Origin of the sequence: Leptospira bourretii (assembly GCF_004770145.1) — a bacterium.
Lineage (GTDB): Bacteria > Spirochaetota > Leptospiria > Leptospirales > Leptospiraceae > Leptospira_A > Leptospira_A bourretii.
Genome location: NZ_RQFW01000012.1, coordinates 1 through 23,543, shown reverse-complemented (window position 1 = coordinate 23,543; position 23,543 = coordinate 1). Strand labels below are relative to the sequence as shown.

Here is a 23,543-nt window from a genome sequence, read left to right as displayed (position 1 = left end):
TTAGTCCAGATGTGGGATAATCTTTTCAGCAGTAACGGGTTTTTCTACAAATTCGATTCCAATGGATTTTGCTCTATTTCTGATCGCATCTTGAATGTTTGCAGTGATTAAAATGATTTTTGTATCGTTATAATTTTTTTTGAGTTCTTCAGCTAAATCCAAACCGGACAAGATCCCAGGCATGTTTTGATCCAACGTGAAAAAGTCGATGTCTTGGTTTTCGGACAACAAAGTCTTGGCATCGTCTGCAGAACTTGCCTCCAAAATCTCCCATTCTGGGTATTTGTCTAAAATAATCTTTCTGATCATTAAACGAGTAACAGTACTATCGTCTACGATCAGTGCTTTTTTTTGTGACATATGTATTGCCTTAATTCCGAACTAGTTTTTACTTGAGACTTATACTTACTAATTGACGGAAAAAAATCCATCTCCCAGCCATTCATGCGTCCCAAATATTTATTATTATTATTTTTATCCCTTTTCTGCCTCTGCAAGTCGAACCAAAAAATCTGCGAAGGGGAAAATTGCAGGAATGGAAAATTTCTGGTTCAATATGAAAACGGCGATCGTTTTGAAGGTGAATTCTTTGAAGATATCAAACATGGTTCAGGAATTTATCAATATTCTAATGGAGATATTTTTGAAGGTGAATACCAGTTTGGTTATAAAGAAGGAAAAGGTATTTATCGTTATGCGAATGGTGACAAATTTATTGGTACCTATAAAAAAGGCAAACGACATGGATTCGGCAAATATCTTTTCTCTGATGGTTTACTGTTAGAAGGAAATTGGGAGAATAACGAACTACAAGGTCAATCGAGGATCGTAAATGCAAAAGGGAATTTGGTGTTGGATGGAATTTGGAAAGATAGTCGGTGGATAAGTATCTCACCGACTCCGACGTCTTCAACCAATGCTGTCGAAATTTCTAATCCCGAGTGATTCGTAAATTCTTCTTGTCGCCTTGGACTTGTTAAGCGTATACATATGGATGCCAGCAATTTTGTGATCCAATAAATCCCGTACTTGTTCAGTGGCCCAATGAATGCCAACATTTTCTGCATACACATCATCTTCTGCACGAGAAAGAGATTTTAATAATTTAGCAGGGAAGTTGGTTCCAAGTGACAATTCTGCCATTCGAGCCATTCCTTTTCGAGAAGTGATAGGCATAATCCCAGCGATGATAGGAACTTTGATTCCGGCAATTTCACAACGTTCTACAAAATCATAAAAATCGTTATTATTAAAAAATAACTGGGTACAAATATAATCTACACCTTGGTCCACTTTCCATTTCAAATATTCGATTTCTTTTAAACGATTGGGCGTAGAGGGATGGCCTTCTGGAAAACCAGCAACTCCAACTCCCATCTCTGGAAATTCTTTTTTGATAAACCCAACCAATTCACCAGCAAATTCAAATCCATTTTCCGTTTTGTGAAATTCCGTTTGGCCCTTTGGTGGATCACCACGTAGTGCCATGATGTTATGGATTCCACTTTTTTGATATCGTTTCAGAATTTCTCGAATTTCATCTTTTGTTGAACCAACACAAGTAAGATGACTAACAATCGTTAGTCCAGTTTCTTCCTGTAGTTTGACCACAAGGTCATGAGTCAGATCTCTTGTCGATCCCCCAGCTCCATAAGTGACACTTACATATGCTGGGTTCATTTGGGACAATTCTTGGATGTTTCGGAACAAATCCTCGGAAGCTTCCGCATTCTTTGGGGGAAAAAATTCGAAGCTGATGGTTGTTTGTTTTTTACCGAGGATCTGAGAAATATGCATAAAACCTATCCTCTAAACAGGAATATTTTTCTCAAGTCCCTTGTTTGCTAATAGCCAACCTTTTGATGCTTTTGTTTTGACCGCCAACCAGAGGGAAAATTTGGGAAATAAGGCGGGTAGGATGACAATGGAGGCCCGCAAATAAGAAGGAACCAAAACTTCACCAGGATTTTTTTGGATCGCTTTGACAATGGCATCTGCAACCTGAAAAGGTTCAATCACTGGGGTGAAAAGAGAAGGTTTGACTCCGTCGATCATTCTGGTATTGACCATTGTTGGACAAATCCAGCTAACACCGATTTGGGTATCATAAAGCTCCATTTTTAAAGCTTGGGAAAAACCAACCATTGCATGTTTCGTTGCTGAATAGGTTACAGTTCCTTCCGTACCAAATTTTCCGGCTATACTTGCCAAATTGATAATTGTCGCTTCCTTTTGTTCTCGCAGGATAGGAAGAGAAAGATAAACCAACTTCATGGGTCCGGCCACATTGATTTGAATTGCCTTACTCCAAACGGAAAAATCCTTTCCTTCGTAATATCCGCTGGGAGCGATTCCGGCATTATTGACTAAAATTTGGAAGGTCAGTTTTTTCTTTTGGATTTGTTTGATTAGAGATTCTATCTCTGATTCTTTGGAAAGGTCGCAAGCAAAGCCATAAAATTTTCTACCAAGTGATTCCACTTTGGTTTGGATTTCTTTTAGGATTGGTAGTTTGATATCTACACCTATAATATCATTTCCTTCTTTGGCCAATCGTTCTGCTGTTAAGGCTCCGATTCCCATACCACAACCAGTGACAAGTACTGTATTTCCAGATAGTTTCATACTTTCAATCTAATAGATTTTTTACTTTCGTCAATCCGAATCGAAAGAGAAATAGACGCATGGAATATAGATTGTTAAAATCAGAATTGGGTCATAGGCTTCCTACCGTCACTTCCACCAACGAGTGGATTCGTGATGAAAAAATTCCTTTTGGTTCATGGGTGATTGCTGAAGAACAAACTGCGGGGAAAGGCCGCGGACAGAATGTTTGGCAATCGTTAGGTGAAGATCCTTTGATATTTTCCGGGAAAATTAGAATTTCTGCTGCGGAAATTTCTCTTCCTTTGTTATCCATATTCATATCCTCTGCTGTTTTAAAAACTACCTATCATTTTTTTCCAGAACGAGAACAAGATACAACCGTCAAGTGGCCTAACGATATCTATCGCGGAGATAAAAAAGTAGCAGGAATTTTAGTTCAATCCGAATTCACAAATGGAATTTTTGAAGTGGTGATTGGAATTGGACTCAATTTTTTTGGAAGGAGTATTCCTGAAACTTTGAAAGAGAAGGCTACTTTTTTATGTGACGAACCATTGGGGGAAGGTATTTTAGAAAGATTTGTCAATCAGTTGATTGTAGACATCAATCAAGCAGTGATTTCCTTACTCGACCAAGGACAAATTTTAAAGGATTTGGTTTGGATCGAAGATCATTCCTTATTAAAACACAAAGTCATTGAAACCGAATGGCAATCCAGAATGGTTCGTGGCCGTGTTTTGGGAATTGATGAATTAGGATTCCTTCTCATTATGACGGAAACCGGCGAAAAGATTGAACTTATGGACACTTCACCAAATTTTCGGATTATATAAATGTCAGAATCACCATTATTATTAGTAATCGATGTAGGAAATACAAACACTGTATTTGGAGTTTTTCGTGAAGGTGAGGACACTCCTGATTTTCATAAGAGAACGGTAACTCGAAGGGATCGAACTTCCGATGAACTTGGCCTTTTTTTGAAGGGATTTTTAACACAAGAGAATGTAAAAGCTGATCGAGTGAAAATGGCTATTTATTCTAGTGTAGTTCCTTCTTTGAATCCAATCGTAGAACGAATGTTAGAGGATTGGTTTAATGTAAATCCACTACGTGTTCATTACCAAATGAAACTTAACTTTGGCATTAGTTATCCGCGCCCCTTTGAAATTGGTGCTGACCGATTGGTAAACGCAGCATATTGTGCCAAAACCTATCCCGGAAAAAAAGCAATCCTCGTGGATTTGGGAACTGCTACTACCTTTTGTGTCATTAGCGAAAAACCAGAATATGTTGGTGGAGTTATTGCTCCCGGTTTAAAAATTTCTATGGACGCATTAACGCGTAACACGGCCCAACTTCCTCCTATCGTTTTTGGATCTCCCAAACGCGTATTAGGTGAATCTACCGTAGAATCTATTCAGGCTGGATTTTTCTTTGGTTGGATTGGACTATTGAAAGAAATTGTAAGAGCGATTAAAGAAGAACATCCTGGTGATTATGTGGTAGTTGGAACTGGTGGTCTTGTTACCACAATACATGCTTCGCATAACCAAGTGTTTGATGAAATTGATCCAATGATGACTCTAAAGGGTCTCAAAATCCTCGCAGATTTAAATTCCTAATATTTTTTTGCGGTATGCTTCTCCCATGAGTTCATACCCCAATTGATTGGGGTGAATGGGATCAGAAATCGGATACAATGGGATTTCTGCAGAATTCGATTCAAATAACAATTCGATTTCTACAAAATCGACATTTGGTTTTGTAACTTTCAGTTGTCGAAGGATTTGGTTGTTTGAACGAATGATTTCCCGAATAGAAGTCATATTGGTTAACGGAATGGTTGTCAAAAGGATCTTTGTAATTGGTGAGGATTGCAAAATAGAAATCAATTCTAAGGTTCTCGATTCAAAACCACTAGTTCCATAGACCATTGCATCGTTGGTTCCCAATTCTATGATCCAAAGATCAGTTGGAATTTCAGTCATTCTGTTTCGATTTTGTAACCAGTCTTCTGTTGTGTAACCAGCAACTGAAATATCGGTGATTTTGAACTCTTGCGGTAGTTTTGTTCTTAATCCAAAACCATCAGACCACTGCCCTAGAGAGTCTCCAACAATTGTTATGCGTTTCTCCAAAGATAGTCCTCCTAAAAGAGATAAATAATGATTTGTTGGATGATTAGAATGGTAACAACCGATACAAAAAAGAAAACTGAAGATTGGAACCAATACAGTTCTGAATAAAAACCGCTCATTCATTTTTTTGTGTACACAATGGTTTTATAGTGTAACCAATGATTACTTGGAACAGGAATTTCCCATTCCTCTCGATTCCATGCGGATTTTTTTAAAATATCTTTGATCACATGGTTGATGAGTTGGTCATCATAAAATACAAAACTATCTCTGGATTGGATGGTTTTGATGTACGCCTCGGAAGGAATGTCTAGTTCTCCTGGAATAAATTCCAAAATATTCAAATCGGGTCTTTTTTTTCGTAAGTCAAAATACGGATCGGGAAGTGCTTGCAAATAAACAAATTTAGAATTTTTTAAACTCATTTCCAAATGTTGGAAGTGGGATTCAAGAATTTGTTTGGATTCAGTTCGAAACCAATGGATGTGATTTGTATAAAGTAAGCTGGAAAGAGATAATATGATTCCGAAAAAAGCAATCTTTGAATAAAATCCTTTTGTGTCGCATAACAAAGCCATCCCAAATGCGAGTGGGAACAAAATATGAAAAACATACCATCCTTCTGATGAAGTATATAAAGACAAAAGAACTGAAAAAATCCAAATCCAAAATACAATCCACTTTTGATTCAGTGTTTTGAATTCTTTGAGTGATCGATAGGCTACAAAGACTAAAGATGTAAGTTGAATTGCGATTACAAACAAACGGACTTTGGAAAATCCAAATCCAAAAGAAAAAACTTTTAGTTTGTCAATCAGGGTGAATGTTTGCAGTAAATTTCTTTTGCGTGTGAGTTGAGCTCCAAATTGGATTTCAAACCAATCCCAATTGGGATGAATGTAATACAACCAACATAGGATAGGGAGGATTCCTCCGAGAATGAACCAAGGAAAAGATCTGATTCCAAAGTTCCTCCATACCAAAAATAAAGTTACTAATCCAAAGGATGCACCGATTGGATGTGATAATGAAGATAAGGAAAGTGCAATTCCAGCGAACAAGGGAGACCATAAATTCGTAAATCTTTTGTTAGTTGCAAAAAGTAGACTCAGGATAAAGAAAAATGCAGTAAGACCTTCCATTCTTGCTGCTGTTCCAAAACGGAAAAGTAAAGGTTCCCACAACAAACTGGCCAAAGCAATTTGGCTTGCAAACTCCGAGACGGATTGTCTTCGCAAAAGAATATAAAAACCTAAACCAGTAAGATAAACGATGAAGGCATTTGCAATGCGAACTGTTGTGAGTGAGTCAGGAAAAACAGTGAGTGTGAGGCCAGAGAAAAGAAAATATAAGGGAGGCATCCATAAAGTTTTGGATTCCATACCGGGGATTAGTCCATTTAAAACATTGGTCTGTAGATGTCCTTCGGTTGCAAATGAGAGGGAAGGTGAAAAAAACAAAACTTCATCAGGCCAAACAACCGGGAAGATATCCAGGTTGATCCAAACCTGGAAGAAAAAAAGTGCGGAGATAATGAAAAACGAGGCGTAAGCCACGTGGATTTTATTTAGAAAGGGAATTAACGGCTTCTTGTTCCGTTTCAAAAACTTCGAACAAGTCCAGAAGCTCTACTACATCGAATACCTTTTTGACAGGAGGTGTGATGCAACAGAGTTTTAACTTTCTTCCTTGTTTGTCCAATTCTCGAACCATCCCAACAAAGATACGAATTCCAGAAGAAGAGATATAGGAGATAAGCTCTAGGTTGATGATAATATCTCCCTCGCCGTTTTGCACGTCGTCGGCCAATTTGGCCTCCACTTCATCCGAATGGGTAATGTCCAAACGACCGTTAAGGTGAACGAGTGTGTGCTTTCCGATTTTTTTGGTCTTTATTTCCAAGGCGAGCCTACTTGGTGACTAGAATCTCTGAAAACACCAAAGGTTCAAGAAATTTTTACGCTGCTTGGTTTTTGTTTCGGTTAAAAAGTCGCGGATCTGTTCGTTCTTCGACCGGAATGTGCAATAATATTCTTTGCTTGGTGGATCGAGTGGTTCTATGTCCCAAAAACTCTTGGATTTCCCAAACAGGAAAACCTTTTTTGAAAAGATCTAATGCGATCACATCACGAAGGAAGGGTATGTGGATTTCTCGTGAAATGAGGTTACTTGCATTCTTAAGAATTTTCTGAACTGTTCTCGTGCGTAACTTTCCATAACGGCCAGGGAATAGATAATCTGTAGGAGAAAATTCAGACGAGTAACGATAAAGTTCCAAAGCCAAATTAGGTTCAAGGAAGATCTTTCTTCTTTGCAAACGACCACCGTTCTTTAATTTAAAGATGGTGCGTTCGGCATTGAAGTCAGATATTTTAAGATGGATGAGCTCGGGGAGTGAAAGGCCAGTACATACCAAAAACTTAATGATTAAGTAATGATGGTAATTTCGATAACGGAGTCGCAACAATAATGTTCGTACTTCGGATTGGTCAATCAAACGGTTGTCAAGTGTTGTCACATCAACAGTCAGAACTTGTGGGAGGAGGGCAGGTAATTTCAAATCTTTATTTAGCATATTTTTTTCTCGCAGGAATGTAACAGTTATAACAATCCATGCAATCAAATTGTCACCAAACCTCGGTTTTGGCTCAAATTTTCAGAGAAATAAATTTACTAGTTCATGTTTTCGCACCTTCGTGTTTTCTGCTTGATTCATATTCAAAAAACGATCCTATCTTTATGAGAAACGATAAAGGACAGAAACTCAATGGACTCTTTGGAACTGAAAACGAATGACCCGGAACTCCAACTGACAAAGGAAGATTTACAAAAGGTGGAGGAGCTGACTGGACAAATCAAACTCAATAGTCCAAACGATGTAGTTTCCTACGGAGCCCCGGCTCAGGCGAAGGTTTCTGAATTTGCGGATAAGGTTTTATCTGAAATTAAGACCAAAGATTCGGGTTATGCCGGCGAACTATTAAACAATTTATTATTCAAAATCAAAGATTTAAATTTGGATAGTTTTGCAGGTCAGGGTGGGACATTATCGAAGATTCCACTCATAGGTGGTCTTTTTGATGCTTCCAGAAAGTTTTTGGCAAAATTTGAAGATCTACAGTCCCAAATTGAAAAAATAGTGGATGAGTTACACACTGCACGCACGAACCTAACAAAGGACATAACATTATTGCAGGCGTTATATGAGAAAAATTTGGAATATTTTAAAGAAATCCAAGTGTACATTGCTGCTGGTGACCAAAAGGTAAAAGAACTACGAGACAAAATCCTTCCCGAAATGTTAGAAAAGGCAAAAGCCCAAGGAGACACTTTAGCTTCGCAGCAGTACCAAGATATGGTACAAATGGTGGACCGATTTGAGAAAAAAATCCATGATCTCAAACTCACTCGAATCCTTTCGTTACAAACAGGACCTCAGATTCGACTCATTCAGAATGGGAACCAAGTCCTTGTTGAAAAAATTCAAAGTTCAATTTTAAATACTATCCCTCTTTGGAAAAATCAAATCGTGATCGCATTGGGTTTGTTACGCCAAAGGAAAGCTTTGGAAGCACAAAAAGAAGTTTCCAAAACAACAAACGATTTAATCCAAAAAAATGCTGAAATGTTGAAGTCGGGAACGGTAGAAATTGCGAGAGAGTCGGAAAAAGGAATCATTGAAATTGATACATTAAAATCAGTGAATCAAAAGTTAATCGAAACCATTACAGAAACTTTAAAAATTCAAGAAGATGGACGCCAAAAACGAAAATCTGCAGAACAAGAAATGATCAAAATTGAGTCTGAAATCAAACAAAAACTGTTGGAATCAAAATAGAATGTCAGAAGTACAATTGGAACAAAATCAAGAAGAAAGGAAATGGGCCAGACGTGCCCATCTTTCAACAATTTTAACTTATCCTATGGCTTTATTGCCTTTTCCTTTTTTTATCTCATCACTTGGTGCAATGGTTTATCCTTTTGTTCTTTGGCTTTCTAGAAATAAGTCTTCTTATTCCGCAAAGCAATCGTTAGAAGCAATTTATTTGCAAGCATTGTTGTCTCTTGGTTTTTTTGGATTTGGTACAAAGTTTAGCAATGATCGAGTGTTGCTTGTGTTTTCATACGTCTTGATGGCTTTCATTCATGTTGTTTTTTTAGGAATTGCCATTTATCGGACCACCATTGGGAAAGCGCACCATTATCCATTTAGTTTTTTTCCATTTCTTTTTTCATCCAACCAAACAAAAGAAAACTGGAATGAACTTAAGAAAAAATTTGAAGATAAAGTAGAGTTTAGCGATTACAAATCACAAATGGAAAAGTTGGATGGATTTCGAATCACAACGGAAAAGGAGTCCAAGTTACTTAAGGATCTTAATCTACAAGGACTATGTAATGAATATTTACATTCTCTTTCTGATTTGCGTGTAAAACTTGCGGAAGATCCACTTTCCTTTCGAAAAGCCAAACAATTTTTGAATTACTTTCCTGAAACCGTTTTCAAAATTTTAAACCAATACAATCAATTGAGTTCAGAAGTTAATTCACCAGAATCAGAAAAACGAAAAACTGAATTAAGTTCTCTACTAAGCGAAGTCATCAAAACGACGGAGCAAGTAAGAAATAAACTGAAGGCAGATGAGACCCTAAATTTAGATGTTGAGATCACCGCAATGAAGAAAAACATCGAATTTGGTGGGTATTGATGCAATCTGAATTACTTGATAGATCTTATCATTTTTTAAACTTCCTTCCAGAAGTTGCCGATTTTTTGGTCCAAAAACACAAAGAGTCTGGACTGAAGGTTGATGAAAAGGGTCTGTACAATCTCGTCACAGAAGCAGATTTAAAAGCCGAGTCTATGATTCTGGATGAAATTCAAAAAAACTTTCCTCTGGATGGAATTTTATCGGAAGAACGTGGAAAGATTGATGGTAAATCTGGTTATACATGGGTTGTGGATCCATTGGACGGAACCACAAATTACACTCATGGTTTGCCATTGTATGGAATATCTGTTGGAGTTGTGGAAACAGAATCAATGACTCCCGTCATTGGAATGGTTTTTTTTCCTGAACTAAATACCTATTACCATGCAATCAAAGGACAAGGAGCTTTCAGAGAAAAAACTCCAATCCAAGTATCCAAAACAGGTTCTTTGAAAGACTCTCTTTTTGTAACAGGATTTCCTTACGATAGGAACTTGTCTTTAGATACACTTATGCAATACTATAAATCCATTTTGCAAAAATCTCGTGGAATCCGTAGAACTGGTGCGGCCACTCTCGATTTATGCTGGTTAGCTGAAGGGAAATTTGAAGGTTATTATGAACTTGGATTAAAACCTTGGGATATGGCAGCTGCAGGATTAATTGTCTTAGAAGCAAATGGAAAAATTACTTCTATGGATGGAAATGATTTTTCAATTTTGATTCCAAGTTTACTTGCTTCGAACGGTCTTGTGCATGAATATTTGTTAGCTGAATTTGAAGGGCAGATCAACCGAGTAGTATACTAACCATCTGGTTTAGTTTGATACGAATCACATCTTGGGTAAAATTTTTCAAAACATATTCTCTTCCATTCCTGCCCAATCTGTAGGCCAAGTCACGGTTTTCCAAAAGAAAATCCAAGGTTCGTTGGAATGAAAGAGAATCCGAATAATACAACCCACCTTGACTTCTTAAACAATGTCCTCGCATTACAGATGAGTTGGCGTTGACCAAAACAGGTTTTTCCTGAATCCAAGCCTCCATTATGGATATCGAAAAACTCTCAAAAGCAGATGGATTTAATAAAAGAAAGGATTTTTGAATTTCAGAAATTTTTTCCTCTTCACTTACGAATCCTGTAAATGTGATCAAAGGGTCTTTTGGTATTTCCAAAGAGGAGATGGAACCTAAACATTTTATACTTACATCTGTTCTGTTGGAATAAAGTTTCCAATTTTCAAAATAATGAAAAAGGTCAGGATATCCTTTTGCCGGTTCAATACGACCGATGGTAATCAATTGAGTAGAATTAGAAATTTTTGATTTTTGTTTTTCAAAACGATCAACAAGATACGTTCCAATCAAAAAATAAGAACTAAGTTTTTGTTTTGAATAACTTTCGTAAACTGACAATTCTTCTGGTGCATTAAAACTATAAAAATAATGATTTGAATATGTTTTTCGATAGATAGGAAGGCGGAATGGAGGTTCATCATGGAAGGTAGGAACAATGACAAAAGGTATTTCTAAATTAGGAATACTTGCCACAACCGGATAATAAAGGTATCCTATTAAAATGGCTAGGTCATATGATTTTTGTTCTTTGGCTACATATTTGACTAAGTCTGGGCAATAAGGTCCTTGTTCTTTTAGAAATTCCCATTGTTCTTTTTCTGAAACAGAATCACCTTTTTCTAAACATTGGTTTAATAGATGGTTCATTTTTTTTATGTTTCGTGTTTGTGTGACAGGAAAACGTTTCACACGAATCGAATTTTCAATTTGATCCCCTTTGGGAAATTCGTTTTTCCAACTTACATAATCTTTAGCAGAAGATGTACAAACTGTTACATCATTAAATTCAGATAAAATGGATGCATAATCGTAAGCTAATTTTTCGGCTCCCCCCGAAGCTTGTTCCAAAAATCGTGCAGTGATGATTAAAATTTTTGCCACTTTTAGTTTCTCACAACTTCGAGAATGGGGAGAATACTTGTAGATTGTAAATAATCATCCAATCTAATATTTTGAGCACCAATGATTGAATTTCGGAATTCCGAATTTTGGAACACAGAATCAACTAAAGGAACTAGTGAATCAAAATCTTTAGAATCAAAAAGAATTCCTGAATGATCTAATGTTTCAGGAATTGCTCCTGCTGCAAAGGCAACCACTGGTAAATGGAAATACATTGCTTCCATTAGTGGGACACAAAATCCTTCGTGTTCGCTCATAGACAAAAACATATTACTTTCAGAGTAGATTTTCTTTAACATAGTTTCATCTACATAAGAGATAATTTTTACTTCTTCAGAAAGATCCAAATGGTGAATCATAAAATTCAATTCATCTAAATAAGATTGTTGGTTTGGATTACAAAAACCTAACATTCGCATAGAAAACTGATTTCCCATTTTTGATTTCCAAGTTCTTGCAAACCGAATCAAATCATCCTGTCTTTTGTTTGGAGCAATGCGGCCTACGAATAAAAAGGAAGGGTAGGCAAATGTTTTTAATTTAAGATCTCTAGGAACATCTTTCCATTTTTGAAAGTTCAAGTGCAGAGGAAGTAATCTTGCATTTTTAAATCCAAGTTCTTGGAGTTCTAACAAGTTAAAGTTTGATACGGCAAATGAATGATGAAAGATATCACGAATCATTTCTAAATCCTCTCTACCTTTGCGTAGCAAATAAGAAAATTTAAGATCATAACCTGTAAAAAAATCTTCAGGAGTTACATTGTGATAAATCAGAATTTTTCGGTTTGGGAATTTTAAGATAAATTCTAAAGCTTCACTATGAATGGAATGGTGGTATACCAGAGCATCATCTGGTTTGATGTTCGCTTTGGTTAGTTTTTCTGCATATTTTCGATCATGTGAAAATACGTTTTCAGCAAATATTTTTCCATTATATCCTTCTTTGGATAGTAATCGTTTGATCTCCAACATTTCCTGGGAAATTGCATCACCTAACTGGAATCCTGCGGAAAATTGATGTATATTCATTGGATACCTGATTTAAGAATGTTATCAATCACTTCTTGGAATGGAAATTGGTTATAAAATTTCAATGTTTTGTATTGATTTTCAATCAAAGAATGTAATTTGTCTGTTTGGTATAAATTCTCTTTTAGTTTTAGCAGAAGAGAATGGTAATCTTTCGTTTGAAAAAGAAAACCAGCACCTTTCATTGTCCCCGGAATAGCGCCAGCTGAATAAGCAAAAACTGGGATTCCGCAACCAAAGGCTTCTAAAATTGGCAAACAAAAACCTTCATGTTCGCTCATCGAAACAAAAGCAGCTGATTCCTTGAGGATTGAGATTACTTCTAGGTCAGACTTGCCTGTTAAAAAAAGAACTTTTCCTTCTAATTTTTTAATTCGCACAATATTTGTTAGCTTATCAAAGTATCCATCAAAAGCACCAATCACAGAACCCAAACACAAACACTGGGCATCTGGAAATTCCTCGACCCAATATGAAAAAAGTTCGATCAGGTCTTCCCATTTTTTTTGTGGAGAATAACGTCCTACAAAAACCAAAGAATGGTTTTTTATCCCTGTATCTAAATTAGAATTCGTTTCATATAATTTGCAAATAGGGATGATGTAAGGATTTTTGAATTGATATCCTGAAATTGTTTGGAAGTTAAATTCGGAATCACACCAAATCGAATCACAAAAGATGGACAAACTTGCGATTTCTAAATACGAAAGAGATTCAAATTTTTCCATTGCTGAATGAATTTCAGGAGTAGTTGTATTTTTATAAAAACTAGCGGGAGTTATATTGTGAAATCTTAATATTTTCCGTCCGGGTAAGTTTTGAAAAAGAAAATACGGATAACCTGCCCCACCATAGTGTAAAATATGAATATCTTCTTCGCTTGTTGGAAAATCAAAAGAGTTTACAAGATGAAATTGGCTGTTTAATGGTTTTCCCTTTCTTGGTAATCTGGTAATGAAATGTGATTTGTATCCAAGTGAGGCAAATACTTCTGCAAGTCCAATTGCATCATTTCCAACTCCATCTGAATCCTTCAGTTCATCTAAATGTTGAAAAACATTCATTTATCAAATTTTGTATACTTGTATACTTTTGTATCTTCCGTTGTGGAAAGATCTCGGACTTGATTGAAGCCGAGAGTTTCTAAGTAACTCGGCAAACGATCTAAGTCAATTTCTGAAACTTGAAGATCTCGGAAGGGTCGATTGGTTTCACTTGGTTTTGTTGAAACGGAAAAATACAAATGGTTTCCGCTAGATAAAGAATTTGATATTTCTGCAAAAATTTTTTCAATCCAAAACGATGGAAATCGATTTAAAGGTAAGTAAACCAATACGTCCGTTTTTTTCAGAATTTGGTTAAGGGGAAAAAGTTTTTTTTCTAACTGGACTGTTGCTGTAATTCTACTTTGGATGAATTGAAATTCACTTTCATGAGATGTGAAACATTGAAAAGGAACTTTCAAAATGGAAAGTTGTTTTAAAATATCTCCCCACTCTGGAAATAAAACGGTAATTCCCTTTGTCTTTGAAATATCTTCTAATGCAACTTTCCAAGTTGAGTTGGAACCGGCATCGATAAAGTAAGAATTGACCGCCCAACCAAAGTTAGGCAACTCTTCAGAAGAATCATTTAGGAGATGATCACGGTAAAATCCATCAAACCGATTTTCAATTTGTTCGATTCGTCTACCTAATCGAACTAATTCATGGAGAACTGAAAAAAAAGCACGAATTCTATTTTCAGATAGTTTTTTGTCGATGAGTCCGTAAACAGATATTAGGCGATTAACGATATATTTAATAGGTCCTTTAATAAACCAAAATTTGGGATTGGAAAACTTGGGGCTGGAAATCCCTTTTTCGAATAAATGGGCTGTTCCTGCCGGATCAAATTTGCGAAACCCTTGTGGGGATTCCGGCTTGTAACTGATCTTTGTGAGTTCTTTCCAATTTGGAGTTTGTCCAGGATCCAATGGGATTTTGGATTCGATTTTTTGGACCAATTCCGATACATTCAACTGTGGATCTCGGACTTCGACAAAGGGGGATGGATTGAATTTCTTTTTGTCTTCCACAGTTTTCTTTCTTTTGTTGAGAGGATTTGAAAAATTGGAAGAATGGCAACTAAATCTTAGAGCCGAATCGGAAATTTCCCTTTTCTATGAAAAAAAAACAAACTTTAGTCACCGGAGCCACTGGATTTGTCGGTAGTTACCTCCTTCCTGCTCTAGAATCGCTTGGTGAATACCAAATCCATTGTTTTCAAGGTGATATTCGTGACCGAGAGGTTGTTGCAAAAAATTTAAAAGAGGTTCAACCAGATATCCTCATCCATTTGGCTGCCCAAGCCTTTGTTCCGATTGCCATCGAAAATCCTTGGGAGACCGAAGAAATCAACGTGGGTGGTACTCTGAATTTAATCGAAATTTTACATCGGATGCAAAGACCATGCAAAATGTTGTATGTTTCTTCAGCTGATGTTTACGGAAAACAAAACCTATCTCTTCTACCGTTGAAAGAATCTCTTTTGCCTAATCCAGTCAATCCTTATGCAGGAAGTAAATTAGCAGCCGAATCCTATTGTCGTCAGTATTCTGCATATAGTCCCTTCGTTTCCATTGTCATTGCTCGTCCTTTCAACCATATTGGAATTGGGCAACGTAAAGAGTTTGTCATCCCTAATTTTTGTTCTCAAATCATTGAAGCGAAACACTTTGGAAAATCATCGATTTCTGTCGGCGATTTGGCACCGACTCGTGATTTTTCTCATGTGGAAGATATCATTAGTGGGTATCTGACATTAATAGAAAAAGGGGAATCGGGTGAAATTTACAATATCTGCTCTGGGGAAGAACGAAGTATTCGTTATATGGTAGAAGAGTTAGTAAAAATTTCAGGTCATGAAATCAAATTTGAAGTGGATGCCGGGCGCGTGAGAGCATCCGAAACATCCAAAGTTTATGGAGATAATTCTAAACTAAAATCACTTGGCTGGAAAAACAAACATAGCTTAAGCGAAACTCTCCGCCAAATTTACAATCATTTAGAATCGGATTTTTTAAAATCAAAACAAACCGATTGAATTTCTTTCCAGGTTTGGTCAGAAACTATTTTTTTGACGGAACCTTTTTTTCCTGATTGAATCAATTTTTCCAAAGTTTTCATTCTTTCATCTGTTGCTGGATGTGTACTTAAAAAATCCGTAATGGACGATGTAACCACTTGGTCATCCTTGGCATTTGCATCCGGTGGATTTTTTTCTGACTTCGTAATTTCTTTTTCAAGTTCTGACATTCGCTTAAAGAATGTTAGGAGACCAGATGGGGAAAGGTTTTGGTTTTTGAGGTATTCAATAGAAGTTATGTCTGCTTCTGTTTCGAAATCTCTTGAAAACTTTAGTACCAGAATTGTGGAGCCAATTTCTGTAAATGTTTCCAGAAATTCCATATTTCCTAAACCAGGTCCAACCACTAAAGAGATGGCAAGCGATGTTCCACCAGCCTTTACAAGATTTCGCATATGGTGTCTTTTTTCCACATGAGCTACTTCATGTGCTAGAACTCCGATGACTTCTTCTTGCGATTTAGCATCGTTTAACAATCCAGAAAAAAAATAAATTCTTCCATTGGAAAGTGCAAAGGCATTGGGGATGGTTGATCCAATCACTGAGACCTTGAATTGGTGCGGACTATTTTTTGGTACGATTTTTTTTAATGCTTCGGCAAAGAACTTGTCGGTAGCTTTTGTATTACATTCTTGAAACTGGGCATCCATCTTCAGTTGTACTGATTCTCCCAGTGACTTGTCCATAGAGATAGGAATCAGGTTGACCACCAGTTCCAAACCTTTAAAATAAAAAAAGCCAATCAAGGCTACGATGGCAATCGATAGAATCCCGAGTACTATTGGGTTCATCTCTCTAATGGAATAAAAAAACGCATGAGAGTGGCTTTGGTTTTTCTTTGATTGGATCCAAAGTGATTCCAACTTTTTTGCGTCGTCTTTTGGGCAAATGATTTCTAATACTGGACTTTCTCGAATTTCATCGGGACGCAAAACCAACTTACAACCTTTATGCGTTAGTGCAAATTCAGTAAATTGAGATACGTTTAGCTTGTGGGCTGTGTCTGCAGATGAAAAATCAATGGTTTGGCCGTGAATCAAAACAGTCCCTTCCTCAGGGACTGCTGATACTCCGTTAAAATATCGGGATGTGAATGTTTGATTTTGAAACAATGTTTATGAAAGGAAGCCTTCCAGTGCTTCGGCTAGTGCTTCCAATCCCTCCGCAGTCGCATTTGCTGTTGTATCTGTTTGTGCAGAAATAGTTGAGAAATCAACTTCAGCTTCCAAACTTACCGACTCAAGGAAGAGTTTGGTCAAACGAACTACAGCCCATGCAAATCCTATCCCTAAGGTAAATAGGATGATTAAATAGGCGATGATAAAATTTACGAAAATTTTTCCACCAGTGATGTCAGAACTGAATTTTTTTCCCTGAAAGCTTGTTCTGTTCCAAATATAGTTTTGGATGTCGGCTAAAAACCAGGAATAGTAAATTCCGAAAGTCACAATGCTCAAGAGAAAACCCTTTAAATACAAAAAAAAGATTTCCTTACCTTCCGCTGAAAATCCGAAGTTTGTATTTCCGTATCTTGTTTTGCTTTGGATGTAGGCTTCTTTTTCCGCAAAGAACCATGGGTAGTAAATCCCTAACGTAACAATTGTTAAAAGAATTCCTTTACCATAGATTTTTGCGACTTCTAAAATTTTTCCATCGAAGCCAAATCGAAGGTTACGGTAACCCGTGCGAGAAGTTAAATACTTTCTTCCACCCACGACAATGATAGGGACAAGAGCAAGAAAAACTCCAAGTGTCAAGAGATAACCTACAATCATTCCGAAATAAGGGATGGGAATGTAGTTGAGGATGGTTTGAATGATATAAATTCCAATGTACAGAACGATGAAAATTCCTAAGGCTTTAAGGAAACCAATGAACCTTTCTTTTCCTGTTCCGTGGAAGGAAAAACGTTCTCCTGCCCATTCTAAATTTTCTGCCATGAATTTTTGTATATTGGTTCTTGCCCAAAAGCTATAGATCCCCAAAGTTACAACGGTCAGAAACATATTCTTCAGTAAAATTACGAAGAGCTGTCCTCCCGTAGCGTGGTATTGTAGTCTTGTGTTATTCATTGGTGTCCCCAAAGGATGTTTAGTGGGGAGAGTATAAAAAGAGCAAACAAATGGGTAAAGAAAAATATTTCCTATCCATAAGAAATACATTTCGTACGATTGAACCTAATTCATGACTTTTTTAGGAATCGCCGAACTTGTGTACCATTAACCAAGTCTATTTTTACAGAATGCGAACGATTCTGATCTATCTTTTTTTCTGTGTTATGATTGTTTCTGAAAGTTTTGCTGATTCGAGACAGGAATTACCTCCCACTCTTGGAGATTTGAAAGGCCAAGATAAATCGGTTCGCCAACCACCCGAACGAAAAGACAAAAAGGGATGTTGTAAAATCAAATACCCAGCTGGTGGTTATGATTTCTTTCTTGCGACAGAAGATGATTGTCGTGCAAGTTTATATTTTGACAGATTTTTAGGTGAGAATAATACTCTATGCTTTCGTTGGGAAGGGGATTAGAATTTGTCGATCGTATGGGCGTTAGAGAACAAGTATTACAAACACTAGTTAAAATTTTTCCATCTTATGATGCTTCTCTTGCCATCGCTGGTGGTGGTTGTAAGGCATTTTATGCTTTGGGAGTGGGGAAAACCCTTCGTGAATGGGGAGTAAGATTCACAGAAGTATCGGGTGTATCCGCTGGTGCCGCCATGGCCTTGTGTATTCTTTCCCAAACAGAAGAAGAATCGGTTGAATACTTTGAGGAAATCACAAAACGAAACTCAAGGAATTTCCATTTTTCTAATCTTTTACGAGGAGAATCCACTTTTCCTCATGAGGATATGTATCGCCGAACCATTCGGTTTGGAATGAAGTTTGATAAAGTTCTAGAATCCGGTGCAAAAGTGTGGATCCATTCGGTAAAAGCACATCCGAAAGAAGATTCTTTAAAAAATAAATTTCGATTGGCGCGATTGATTTCGGAAACGGGTCGAGCTTTTATTTTGGATGATCGGGACCGGTCAGAAGGTATCCCGGCAAATCGAACAGCTGAGATGATCAAAAAATGGAATATGGAAGACGTTGATTTTACCGAGAAAGACTTTGTAAATCCCGAAACCATAGAACAATTCATTATGAACTCTTCATCCATTCCCCCTATCGTCGACTTTCAATCCGTGGATGATGAATATTATTTGGATGGGGGACTAACAAATAATATGGTCATTGAAACTTTTTCGCCTAACGCAAAAATCATTGGCATTCACTATGAACAAAATACCATCGTAGGCAAAGACCCAGAACTATTGGCAAAATCTTATTTGATTACCCCATCAAAACCTTTGCCGATTACTTCTTTTGATTATACCAATCCAAAAGGTGTCAGAGAAACTTTCGAATTAGGAAAGGCTGACGCCTTGGCCCAAAAAACAGCCATCATTGATTATTTGAGATAAACCTGAAGAGTTTCTAACCCACGTTGTAATGTTTCTTCATCGGAAATTAGACTAACGATAAGAAAACAACGATTATGCGAAAGTCCATACCAAGAACCAGGATGAAAAAATACCTTTGTTTGAGACAAAATCTCTAAAACAAAATCTTCATCCTTCTTTTCTAAATCAAATTCAAATAAAAAATACCAACCGGCTTCAAAACCTGGTGAATTTAGAACTTTGGAACATTCTTCTGCAAAAGAAATACAATTGTTCAAGTTTCGCATAATTCTTGTTCGAATACGATTTTGCACCATTGTTTTCCAGGGGATGAGTTCCGGTGTGGCAAGTTGGACTGGGGAGTTGACGGAAAGATAAGTATCAGCAATAAATCCTATTTTTTTATAAATTTGAGATCGAGAGGGTTCTGGACTTTTGATTAGGATCCAACCAAGTTTGAGTCCTGGCAGAGCTAACATTTTGGATAAACCATTGCATACCAAAAGTGGAAATTTTGGTGATAAAGGAATTTGGTGTGGTTCCCCGGAAAATTCATAACCCACAAAAACCTCATCCACTAAAACAGGAATTTGAATTCCTAATTCCTCCCACTCTTTCCAGAACTTTGCAGTCGTTCGAGATCCTGTGGGATTTGCCGGACTCACAAGGACTATGAGTTTTGTTTTTGTACTAATACAGTTGGCAATAGCTTCGGCAGAATAAGTCCAGGTTCCTGTTTCTTTTTCTTCTTTGAGGGGGTAGTGTACTTCTTTTAGATTTTCAAGGCCAATTAAAAAACTAAACAGAGGATAACCAGGGTTTGGCGTGAGGATTTCATCCCCGGGATTTGTAAAAAGTTTAAAACAATACGAATATGCCTCTGAAGTGCTAGCTGTCAGAATTAGATCCGATGTTTGGATCGGGATCCCTCTTTTTTCATATTCGGAAACAATGGATTGTCTTGTTGATTCCAATCCTTCTGCAATGGGTTCATATAGGCTACTATCCAAATTAGAGAATATATGAGATAAAGCAGAAGGAGGAAATTCCAACCCTAGTTTGGTAGGATTGGAATTGGTGAGATCTAAGATTTCATTTCCAGAGTTTTCGAGAATTTGTTTTGTTTGATAGATTTGGTTTTCTGTATCCAAATCACCTAACAAATGAAATCTGTTTGAAAATGAAAATTCGGCCAAATTTACCCTGCTTGGTGCAAATATTTTGCAATTTTACGAACGAGAAATCTTGGTGAGAACCGAACCGACTGTGCCAATAGAAAATTAGCGAAACCAGGAATTTTGATCACTTTTTTACTGAATAAAGCATCGAGTCCAATATCAACCACTTCTCTAGATTTCATAATGAGAAAGGATGACTTTACTAAATTGATTTTGGTCATATTTGCTCTTTCAAAAAATTCAGTCTGAGTTGGTCCTGGGCAAAAACAAGTAACTGTAACACCATAATCCCTTACTTCTTCAGCAAGTCCTTCACTGAGTGAAAGAACATAAGCTTTTGATGCATAGTAATTCGACATCAGTGGACCCGGTTGGTAAGCCGCAGTGGAGGCAACATTCAGAATGTATCCATCTTTTGCTGCTACCATATCTTGCAAAAAGAAATGGCAAAGTTCTGCGAGTGTTGTGACATTCAATTGGATCAATTGGGATTCACTTTCAAAAGAATTTTTATGGAATTCTCCGTTCAGACCAAAACCGGCGTTGTTCACCAAACAATGAATCGACAATTTTAGTTTTTTAACCGCTTTGTATAGAACCTCTGCCGATTTGGGTTTGGCCAAATCTTGGGCTATGACGACACTTTGTAAGCCGAATTTGGTTTTGATTTCTGTAGCCAATGCTTTCAGTCGATCAGCACTCCTTGCAACTAAAACGGGGGTGTAACCCTTTTCCGCTAAAGCCAAAGCAAAATCCTTTCCCAGTCCAGTGGAAGCACCTGTAATTAACGCGTATTTCATAGATGGAATTTTATGACTGAATGCAAAAGTTGGCAATTCGAAACTAAATAGTTTTGGAAATTTTGAATGCCTGGTCAATATTAGTTTTATGAGCCAACCTCTTACCCATCCGCTTCATACCATCCAAAAAGAAAGAGCCATCATCTTTATCCTAGCTGCCCTCCAATTTTTACACATACTTGATTTTGTCATCATGATGCCACTCGGACCAGTTTTTATGGAGAGTTTCAAAATTAATTCGGCGGCATTTGGTTTGCTTGTTTCTTCTTATTCCATCAGTGCTGGAGTTTTTGGACTCATCGGTGCTTTATTTTTAGATTCTTATGATCGCAAAATGAGCCTTCTTGTTTTGTTCTTTGGGTTTTCTTTTGGGACATTACTTTGTGCGTTTGCCCCTAACTATGGATTTTTACTTTTTGCAAGAGTTGTCGCCGGCGGATTTGGGGGAATGATTGGAGCCACTGTTCTTTCCATCATTGGAGATATCATTCCAGTATTCAGAAGAGGAACTGCCACAGGTGTTGTGATGAGTTCTTTTTCTGTCGCATCTGTGATTGGAATTCCGATTGGTTTATCTTTGGCCAATAAGTTTGGATGGCATTTCCCTTTCCTATCTTTGGCGATTGCTGGATTTTTAATTTTGCCTATCGGTTATAAGGTACTACCATCCATTCGTTATCATTTGGATTCTGATGTTCACCCAAAACAATCGCAGTTAAAATCTTTAAAACAAGTAATTGTGAAAAAAGACCATATGGCCCCATTCATTTTTATGGTGTTTTTGATGTTTGGTGGATTTACGGTTATCCCTTTCCTTAGCCCATTTTTAGTTTCTAACGTTGGTTTAGCGGTAAGTGAGCTTCCTTATATTTATTTTTTTGGAGGACTTTTTACTTTTTTTACAAGCCGATTTATTGGAAAACTCTCAGACAGATACGGAAAACTAAAAATTTACCAAATCATTTCCATCATTGCCGTTATTCCTATTGTGATTGTTGTGACTCTAACAAAAACTTCATTGCCTGTAGTGCTCACAGTCACAACTTTATTTATGATTTTGGTTTCGGGAAGGATGGTTCCTGCATTTGCTATGATTACTTCTGCAGTTGAACCAAGGATTCGTGGGAGTTTTATGTCTGTGAATTCTGCCATCCAACAAATTTCGTCAGGAGCCGCTTCATACATTGCAGGACTTATTTTGGTGCAATCAGCTGACAACCAACTTGTGAATTATGAACTGGTGGGAATGATTTCTGTATTTAGTTTGTTGTTTAGCGTTTATTTAGCAAAAAAAATAAAAATTGCAGGTTAAAGATTTCAAAGATATAGAATAAACTAGCGAAGGTTAGTTTATTCTATAATTCTAATTTTCCAGTGTTAAGAAAATCGATAATCATTTGTTTTTGAGATGGAGTGATCATTTTTCTTTCTAACAATTGGTTTAAAATTTCGGAAGCGGTACCAATTTCCATTCCTGCCATTTCAGAAAAAATAAATTGGAAGTTTTTATCAATTCGGTGTTCTCCAATGAAGTTGATTAGTTTGTCCGTGGTTTCCAAAATCAACTGTTGTCTTTCAATGAGACCTTCCATTGTGGAAAGGATAATTGAAACTTCTGGATCATCTGCAAACAATTGCATCATATGTTCATAAATTTTAGGCGATTGTAATGGCAATTCGTAGATGGAATCACCCAAAGCATTGTATAAAGTTTTTTCTTCTTCAAAATCCAAACCAGTATATTTGTTCAGGTTGGAAACTATTTCCGAAGGTAAAATCACGATAAACTGGCAAGCATACTCTGGTTCTTTGAGATAACGAACAAAATATTGAATTAAATCACAGATCCTCAAATAACTAACAAATGTCCAATATTTGAAACTTCGAATATCAAACATATGTTTTACGGATTTTTCTCTTTTGATGGATTCTCGAATGTTCATATAATTTTCAAAATCACACTTAAAAAGATAACTTAATGTGTGGTTAGAAAAAGATTCGATGATTTCACGAACAAGTGTTGGTTCACCAATATACAGAAAATAGGAAATTAATTCTAAATTGTCTTTTGATGTCCAAATGAATTTTTCTAGGGTTTTTGCCGGAATTTGTGAAAATGCAGAAAATCCAATTTTAAAGGTTACTCTATCCTGTAAAAATGCTTCTAATTTATTTTTGGCAATACAATCTTCATCTACGTCTTGTTTAGCGAATGAATGCCTGCAACTTGGAGGGCAGGCTTCATATAAAGATGTACCTAGAAAACACTTTGGCATAAACTATTGTAATAATTCTCCGCAGTCTCTCATTTCGGGAGCATAGGGATTTTTAACTTCTCTTCCCGTCATTAACCAAGATTTATCTACCATAGGACAGTAAAAACGATTGTACTGAGATTGGTTTGGAACTTCCGTTTTGATTTGGATCAATATTTCTTGAATTTTAGAAATATTTTCAGAAACCCTGGATGCGCTGGTTGCCAGTGGACATCCAAAATTAAAGTCTTGGGGAGAAAATCTAC

General features: G+C 36.8%; 26 protein-coding genes and 1 pseudogene. 10 read left to right on the top strand and 17 right to left on the bottom strand.

Going from position 1 to position 23,543, the window contains the following annotated elements; all coding sequences use genetic code 11:
• Nucleotides 1–360 carry a response regulator transcription factor gene (locus tag EHQ47_RS07450; RefSeq protein ID WP_135695411.1) on the bottom strand — a complete coding sequence of 120 codons (360 nt, stop codon included), beginning with the start codon at nucleotides 358–360 and terminating at the stop codon, nucleotides 1–3.
• Nucleotides 361–444: 84 nt separating this feature from the next.
• Here EHQ47_RS07450 and EHQ47_RS07445 point away from each other — a divergent pair, with 84 nt between their 5' ends.
• Complete coding sequence (locus EHQ47_RS07445) at nucleotides 445–945, top strand: MORN repeat-containing protein (protein WP_208727409.1); 501 nt, start codon at nucleotides 445–447, stop codon at nucleotides 943–945.
• On the opposite strand, the gene metF is transcribed toward EHQ47_RS07445, so the two are convergent.
• On the bottom strand, nucleotides 910–1,797 hold the full coding sequence (metF, locus tag EHQ47_RS07440; protein WP_135748894.1) for a methylenetetrahydrofolate reductase [NAD(P)H]: 888 nt from the start codon (nucleotides 1,795–1,797) through the stop codon (nucleotides 910–912). The two genes, EHQ47_RS07445 and metF, sit on opposite strands and share 36 nt — an antisense overlap.
• A 12-nt stretch (nucleotides 1,798–1,809) precedes the next feature.
• A complete protein-coding gene (locus tag EHQ47_RS07435) occupies nucleotides 1,810–2,625 on the bottom strand; it encodes an SDR family NAD(P)-dependent oxidoreductase (RefSeq protein ID WP_135748895.1) in 816 nt (271 codons plus the stop codon).
• Nucleotides 2,626–2,684: 59 nt separating this feature from the next.
• Between EHQ47_RS07435 and EHQ47_RS07430 the strand changes: the two genes are divergently transcribed.
• Together EHQ47_RS07430 and EHQ47_RS07425 are read left to right on the top strand one after the other, a co-directional pair.
• Complete coding sequence (locus EHQ47_RS07430; RefSeq protein WP_135776899.1) at nucleotides 2,685–3,440, top strand: biotin--[acetyl-CoA-carboxylase] ligase; 756 nt, start codon at nucleotides 2,685–2,687, stop codon at nucleotides 3,438–3,440.
• On the top strand, nucleotides 3,441–4,232 hold the full coding sequence (locus EHQ47_RS07425) for a type III pantothenate kinase (protein WP_004784778.1): 792 nt from the start codon (nucleotides 3,441–3,443) through the stop codon (nucleotides 4,230–4,232).
• Here EHQ47_RS07425 and EHQ47_RS07420 read toward each other — a convergent pair.
• The 4 genes from EHQ47_RS07420 to EHQ47_RS07405 all read right to left on the bottom strand — a co-directional run bounded on the left by EHQ47_RS07420 (nucleotide 4,221) and on the right by EHQ47_RS07405 (nucleotide 7,323).
• A complete protein-coding gene (locus EHQ47_RS07420) occupies nucleotides 4,221–4,748 on the bottom strand; it encodes an SGNH/GDSL hydrolase family protein (protein WP_135776898.1) in 528 nt (175 codons plus the stop codon). The genes EHQ47_RS07425 and EHQ47_RS07420 overlap by 12 nt on opposite strands.
• 119 nt (nucleotides 4,749–4,867) lie before the next feature.
• Nucleotides 4,868–6,304 carry a dolichyl-phosphate-mannose--protein mannosyltransferase gene (locus tag EHQ47_RS07415; protein ID WP_135748898.1) on the bottom strand — a complete coding sequence of 479 codons (1,437 nt, stop codon included), beginning with the start codon at nucleotides 6,302–6,304 and terminating at the stop codon, nucleotides 4,868–4,870.
• 7 nt (nucleotides 6,305–6,311) lie between these two features.
• Nucleotides 6,312–6,650 (bottom strand): STAS domain-containing protein, encoded by a 339-nt coding sequence (locus tag EHQ47_RS07410; RefSeq protein WP_002975971.1) that lies wholly within the window; start codon nucleotides 6,648–6,650, stop codon nucleotides 6,312–6,314.
• Nucleotides 6,651–6,705: 55 nt separating this feature from the next.
• Nucleotides 6,706–7,323 carry a site-specific integrase gene (locus EHQ47_RS07405; protein ID WP_135695397.1) on the bottom strand — a complete coding sequence of 206 codons (618 nt, stop codon included), beginning with the start codon at nucleotides 7,321–7,323 and terminating at the stop codon, nucleotides 6,706–6,708.
• Nucleotides 7,324–7,515: 192 nt separating this feature from the next.
• Here EHQ47_RS07405 and EHQ47_RS07400 point away from each other — a divergent pair, with 192 nt between their 5' ends.
• The 3 genes from EHQ47_RS07400 to EHQ47_RS07390 are packed head-to-tail and all read left to right on the top strand — an operon-like array spanning nucleotide 7,516 to nucleotide 10,269.
• On the top strand, nucleotides 7,516–8,586 hold the full coding sequence (locus EHQ47_RS07400) for a toxic anion resistance protein (RefSeq protein ID WP_135776897.1): 1,071 nt from the start codon (nucleotides 7,516–7,518) through the stop codon (nucleotides 8,584–8,586).
• 1 nt (nucleotide 8,587) lies between these two features.
• Entirely contained in the window at nucleotides 8,588–9,457 is an 870-nt protein-coding gene (locus tag EHQ47_RS07395; RefSeq protein ID WP_135748900.1) for a magnetosome magnetite crystal formation protein family, read from the top strand.
• The gene (locus tag EHQ47_RS07390) at nucleotides 9,457–10,269 is read left to right on the top strand and encodes an inositol monophosphatase family protein (protein ID WP_135776896.1); all 813 of its coding nucleotides are present in this window, start codon (nucleotides 9,457–9,459) and stop codon (nucleotides 10,267–10,269) included. The genes EHQ47_RS07395 and EHQ47_RS07390 overlap by 1 nt, the downstream gene beginning before the upstream one ends.
• Here EHQ47_RS07390 and EHQ47_RS07385 read toward each other — a convergent pair.
• The 4 genes from EHQ47_RS07385 to EHQ47_RS07370 are packed head-to-tail and all read right to left on the bottom strand — an operon-like array spanning nucleotide 10,250 to nucleotide 14,548.
• Nucleotides 10,250–11,419 carry a glycosyltransferase family 4 protein gene (locus EHQ47_RS07385; protein WP_135776895.1) on the bottom strand — a complete coding sequence of 390 codons (1,170 nt, stop codon included), beginning with the start codon at nucleotides 11,417–11,419 and terminating at the stop codon, nucleotides 10,250–10,252. The two genes, EHQ47_RS07390 and EHQ47_RS07385, sit on opposite strands and share 20 nt — an antisense overlap.
• A 2-nt stretch (nucleotides 11,420–11,421) precedes the next feature.
• A complete protein-coding gene (locus EHQ47_RS07380) occupies nucleotides 11,422–12,471 on the bottom strand; it encodes a glycosyltransferase (protein ID WP_135748903.1) in 1,050 nt (349 codons plus the stop codon).
• Nucleotides 12,468–13,535, bottom strand: a complete 1,068-nt coding sequence (locus EHQ47_RS07375; RefSeq protein ID WP_135748904.1) for a glycosyltransferase — start codon at nucleotides 13,533–13,535, stop codon at nucleotides 12,468–12,470. Before EHQ47_RS07375 ends, EHQ47_RS07380 begins: the two co-directional genes overlap by 4 nt.
• Nucleotides 13,532–14,548 (bottom strand): LIC_10202 family protein, encoded by a 1,017-nt coding sequence (locus EHQ47_RS07370; protein ID WP_135776894.1) that lies wholly within the window; start codon nucleotides 14,546–14,548, stop codon nucleotides 13,532–13,534. The genes EHQ47_RS07375 and EHQ47_RS07370 overlap by 4 nt, the downstream gene beginning before the upstream one ends.
• An 86-nt stretch (nucleotides 14,549–14,634) precedes the next feature.
• Between EHQ47_RS07370 and EHQ47_RS07365 the strand changes: the two genes are divergently transcribed.
• Entirely contained in the window at nucleotides 14,635–15,555 is a 921-nt protein-coding gene (locus EHQ47_RS07365) for a GDP-mannose 4,6-dehydratase (RefSeq protein ID WP_135748906.1), read from the top strand.
• Here EHQ47_RS07365 and EHQ47_RS07360 read toward each other — a convergent pair.
• Nucleotides 15,513–16,709 (bottom strand): M48 family metallopeptidase, encoded by a 1,197-nt coding sequence (locus EHQ47_RS07360; protein WP_135776893.1) that lies wholly within the window; start codon nucleotides 16,707–16,709, stop codon nucleotides 15,513–15,515. The two genes, EHQ47_RS07365 and EHQ47_RS07360, sit on opposite strands and share 43 nt — an antisense overlap.
• A 3-nt stretch (nucleotides 16,710–16,712) precedes the next feature.
• On the bottom strand, nucleotides 16,713–17,669 hold the full coding sequence (locus EHQ47_RS07355; RefSeq protein ID WP_135748908.1) for a YjgN family protein: 957 nt from the start codon (nucleotides 17,667–17,669) through the stop codon (nucleotides 16,713–16,715).
• A gap of 170 nt (nucleotides 17,670–17,839) precedes the next feature.
• Between EHQ47_RS07355 and EHQ47_RS07350 the strand changes: the two genes are divergently transcribed.
• Together EHQ47_RS07350 and EHQ47_RS07345 are read left to right on the top strand one after the other, a co-directional pair.
• Nucleotides 17,840–18,127: an LIC_11321 family protein gene (locus tag EHQ47_RS07350; protein WP_244290254.1), complete on the top strand. Its 288-nt coding sequence runs from the start codon at nucleotides 17,840–17,842 to the stop codon at nucleotides 18,125–18,127.
• Complete coding sequence (locus EHQ47_RS07345) at nucleotides 18,103–19,065, top strand: patatin-like phospholipase family protein (protein WP_135776892.1); 963 nt, start codon at nucleotides 18,103–18,105, stop codon at nucleotides 19,063–19,065. Before EHQ47_RS07350 ends, EHQ47_RS07345 begins: the two co-directional genes overlap by 25 nt.
• Here the strand turns inward: EHQ47_RS07345 and EHQ47_RS07340 are convergent.
• Together EHQ47_RS07340 and EHQ47_RS07335 are read right to left on the bottom strand one after the other, a co-directional pair.
• Nucleotides 19,053–20,240, bottom strand: a complete 1,188-nt coding sequence (locus tag EHQ47_RS07340; RefSeq protein ID WP_135776891.1) for a pyridoxal phosphate-dependent aminotransferase — start codon at nucleotides 20,238–20,240, stop codon at nucleotides 19,053–19,055. The two genes, EHQ47_RS07345 and EHQ47_RS07340, sit on opposite strands and share 13 nt — an antisense overlap.
• A gap of 2 nt (nucleotides 20,241–20,242) precedes the next feature.
• Nucleotides 20,243–21,022, bottom strand: coding sequence for an SDR family NAD(P)-dependent oxidoreductase (locus EHQ47_RS07335; RefSeq protein ID WP_135748912.1), 780 nt, complete (start codon nucleotides 21,020–21,022; stop codon nucleotides 20,243–20,245).
• 88 nt (nucleotides 21,023–21,110) lie between these two features.
• On the opposite strand from EHQ47_RS07335, the gene EHQ47_RS07330 reads away from it, so the two are divergent.
• The gene (locus tag EHQ47_RS07330) at nucleotides 21,111–22,334 is read left to right on the top strand and encodes an MFS transporter (RefSeq protein WP_135748913.1); all 1,224 of its coding nucleotides are present in this window, start codon (nucleotides 21,111–21,113) and stop codon (nucleotides 22,332–22,334) included.
• Between the two features lie 43 nt (nucleotides 22,335–22,377).
• Here EHQ47_RS07330 and EHQ47_RS07325 read toward each other — a convergent pair whose 3' ends face one another.
• Complete coding sequence (locus EHQ47_RS07325; RefSeq protein WP_135695366.1) at nucleotides 22,378–23,298, bottom strand: cyclic nucleotide-binding domain-containing protein; 921 nt, start codon at nucleotides 23,296–23,298, stop codon at nucleotides 22,378–22,380.
• Between the two features lie 3 nt (nucleotides 23,299–23,301).
• Nucleotides 23,302–23,543: pseudogene (locus EHQ47_RS07320) on the bottom strand (hypothetical protein); the annotation flags it as partial.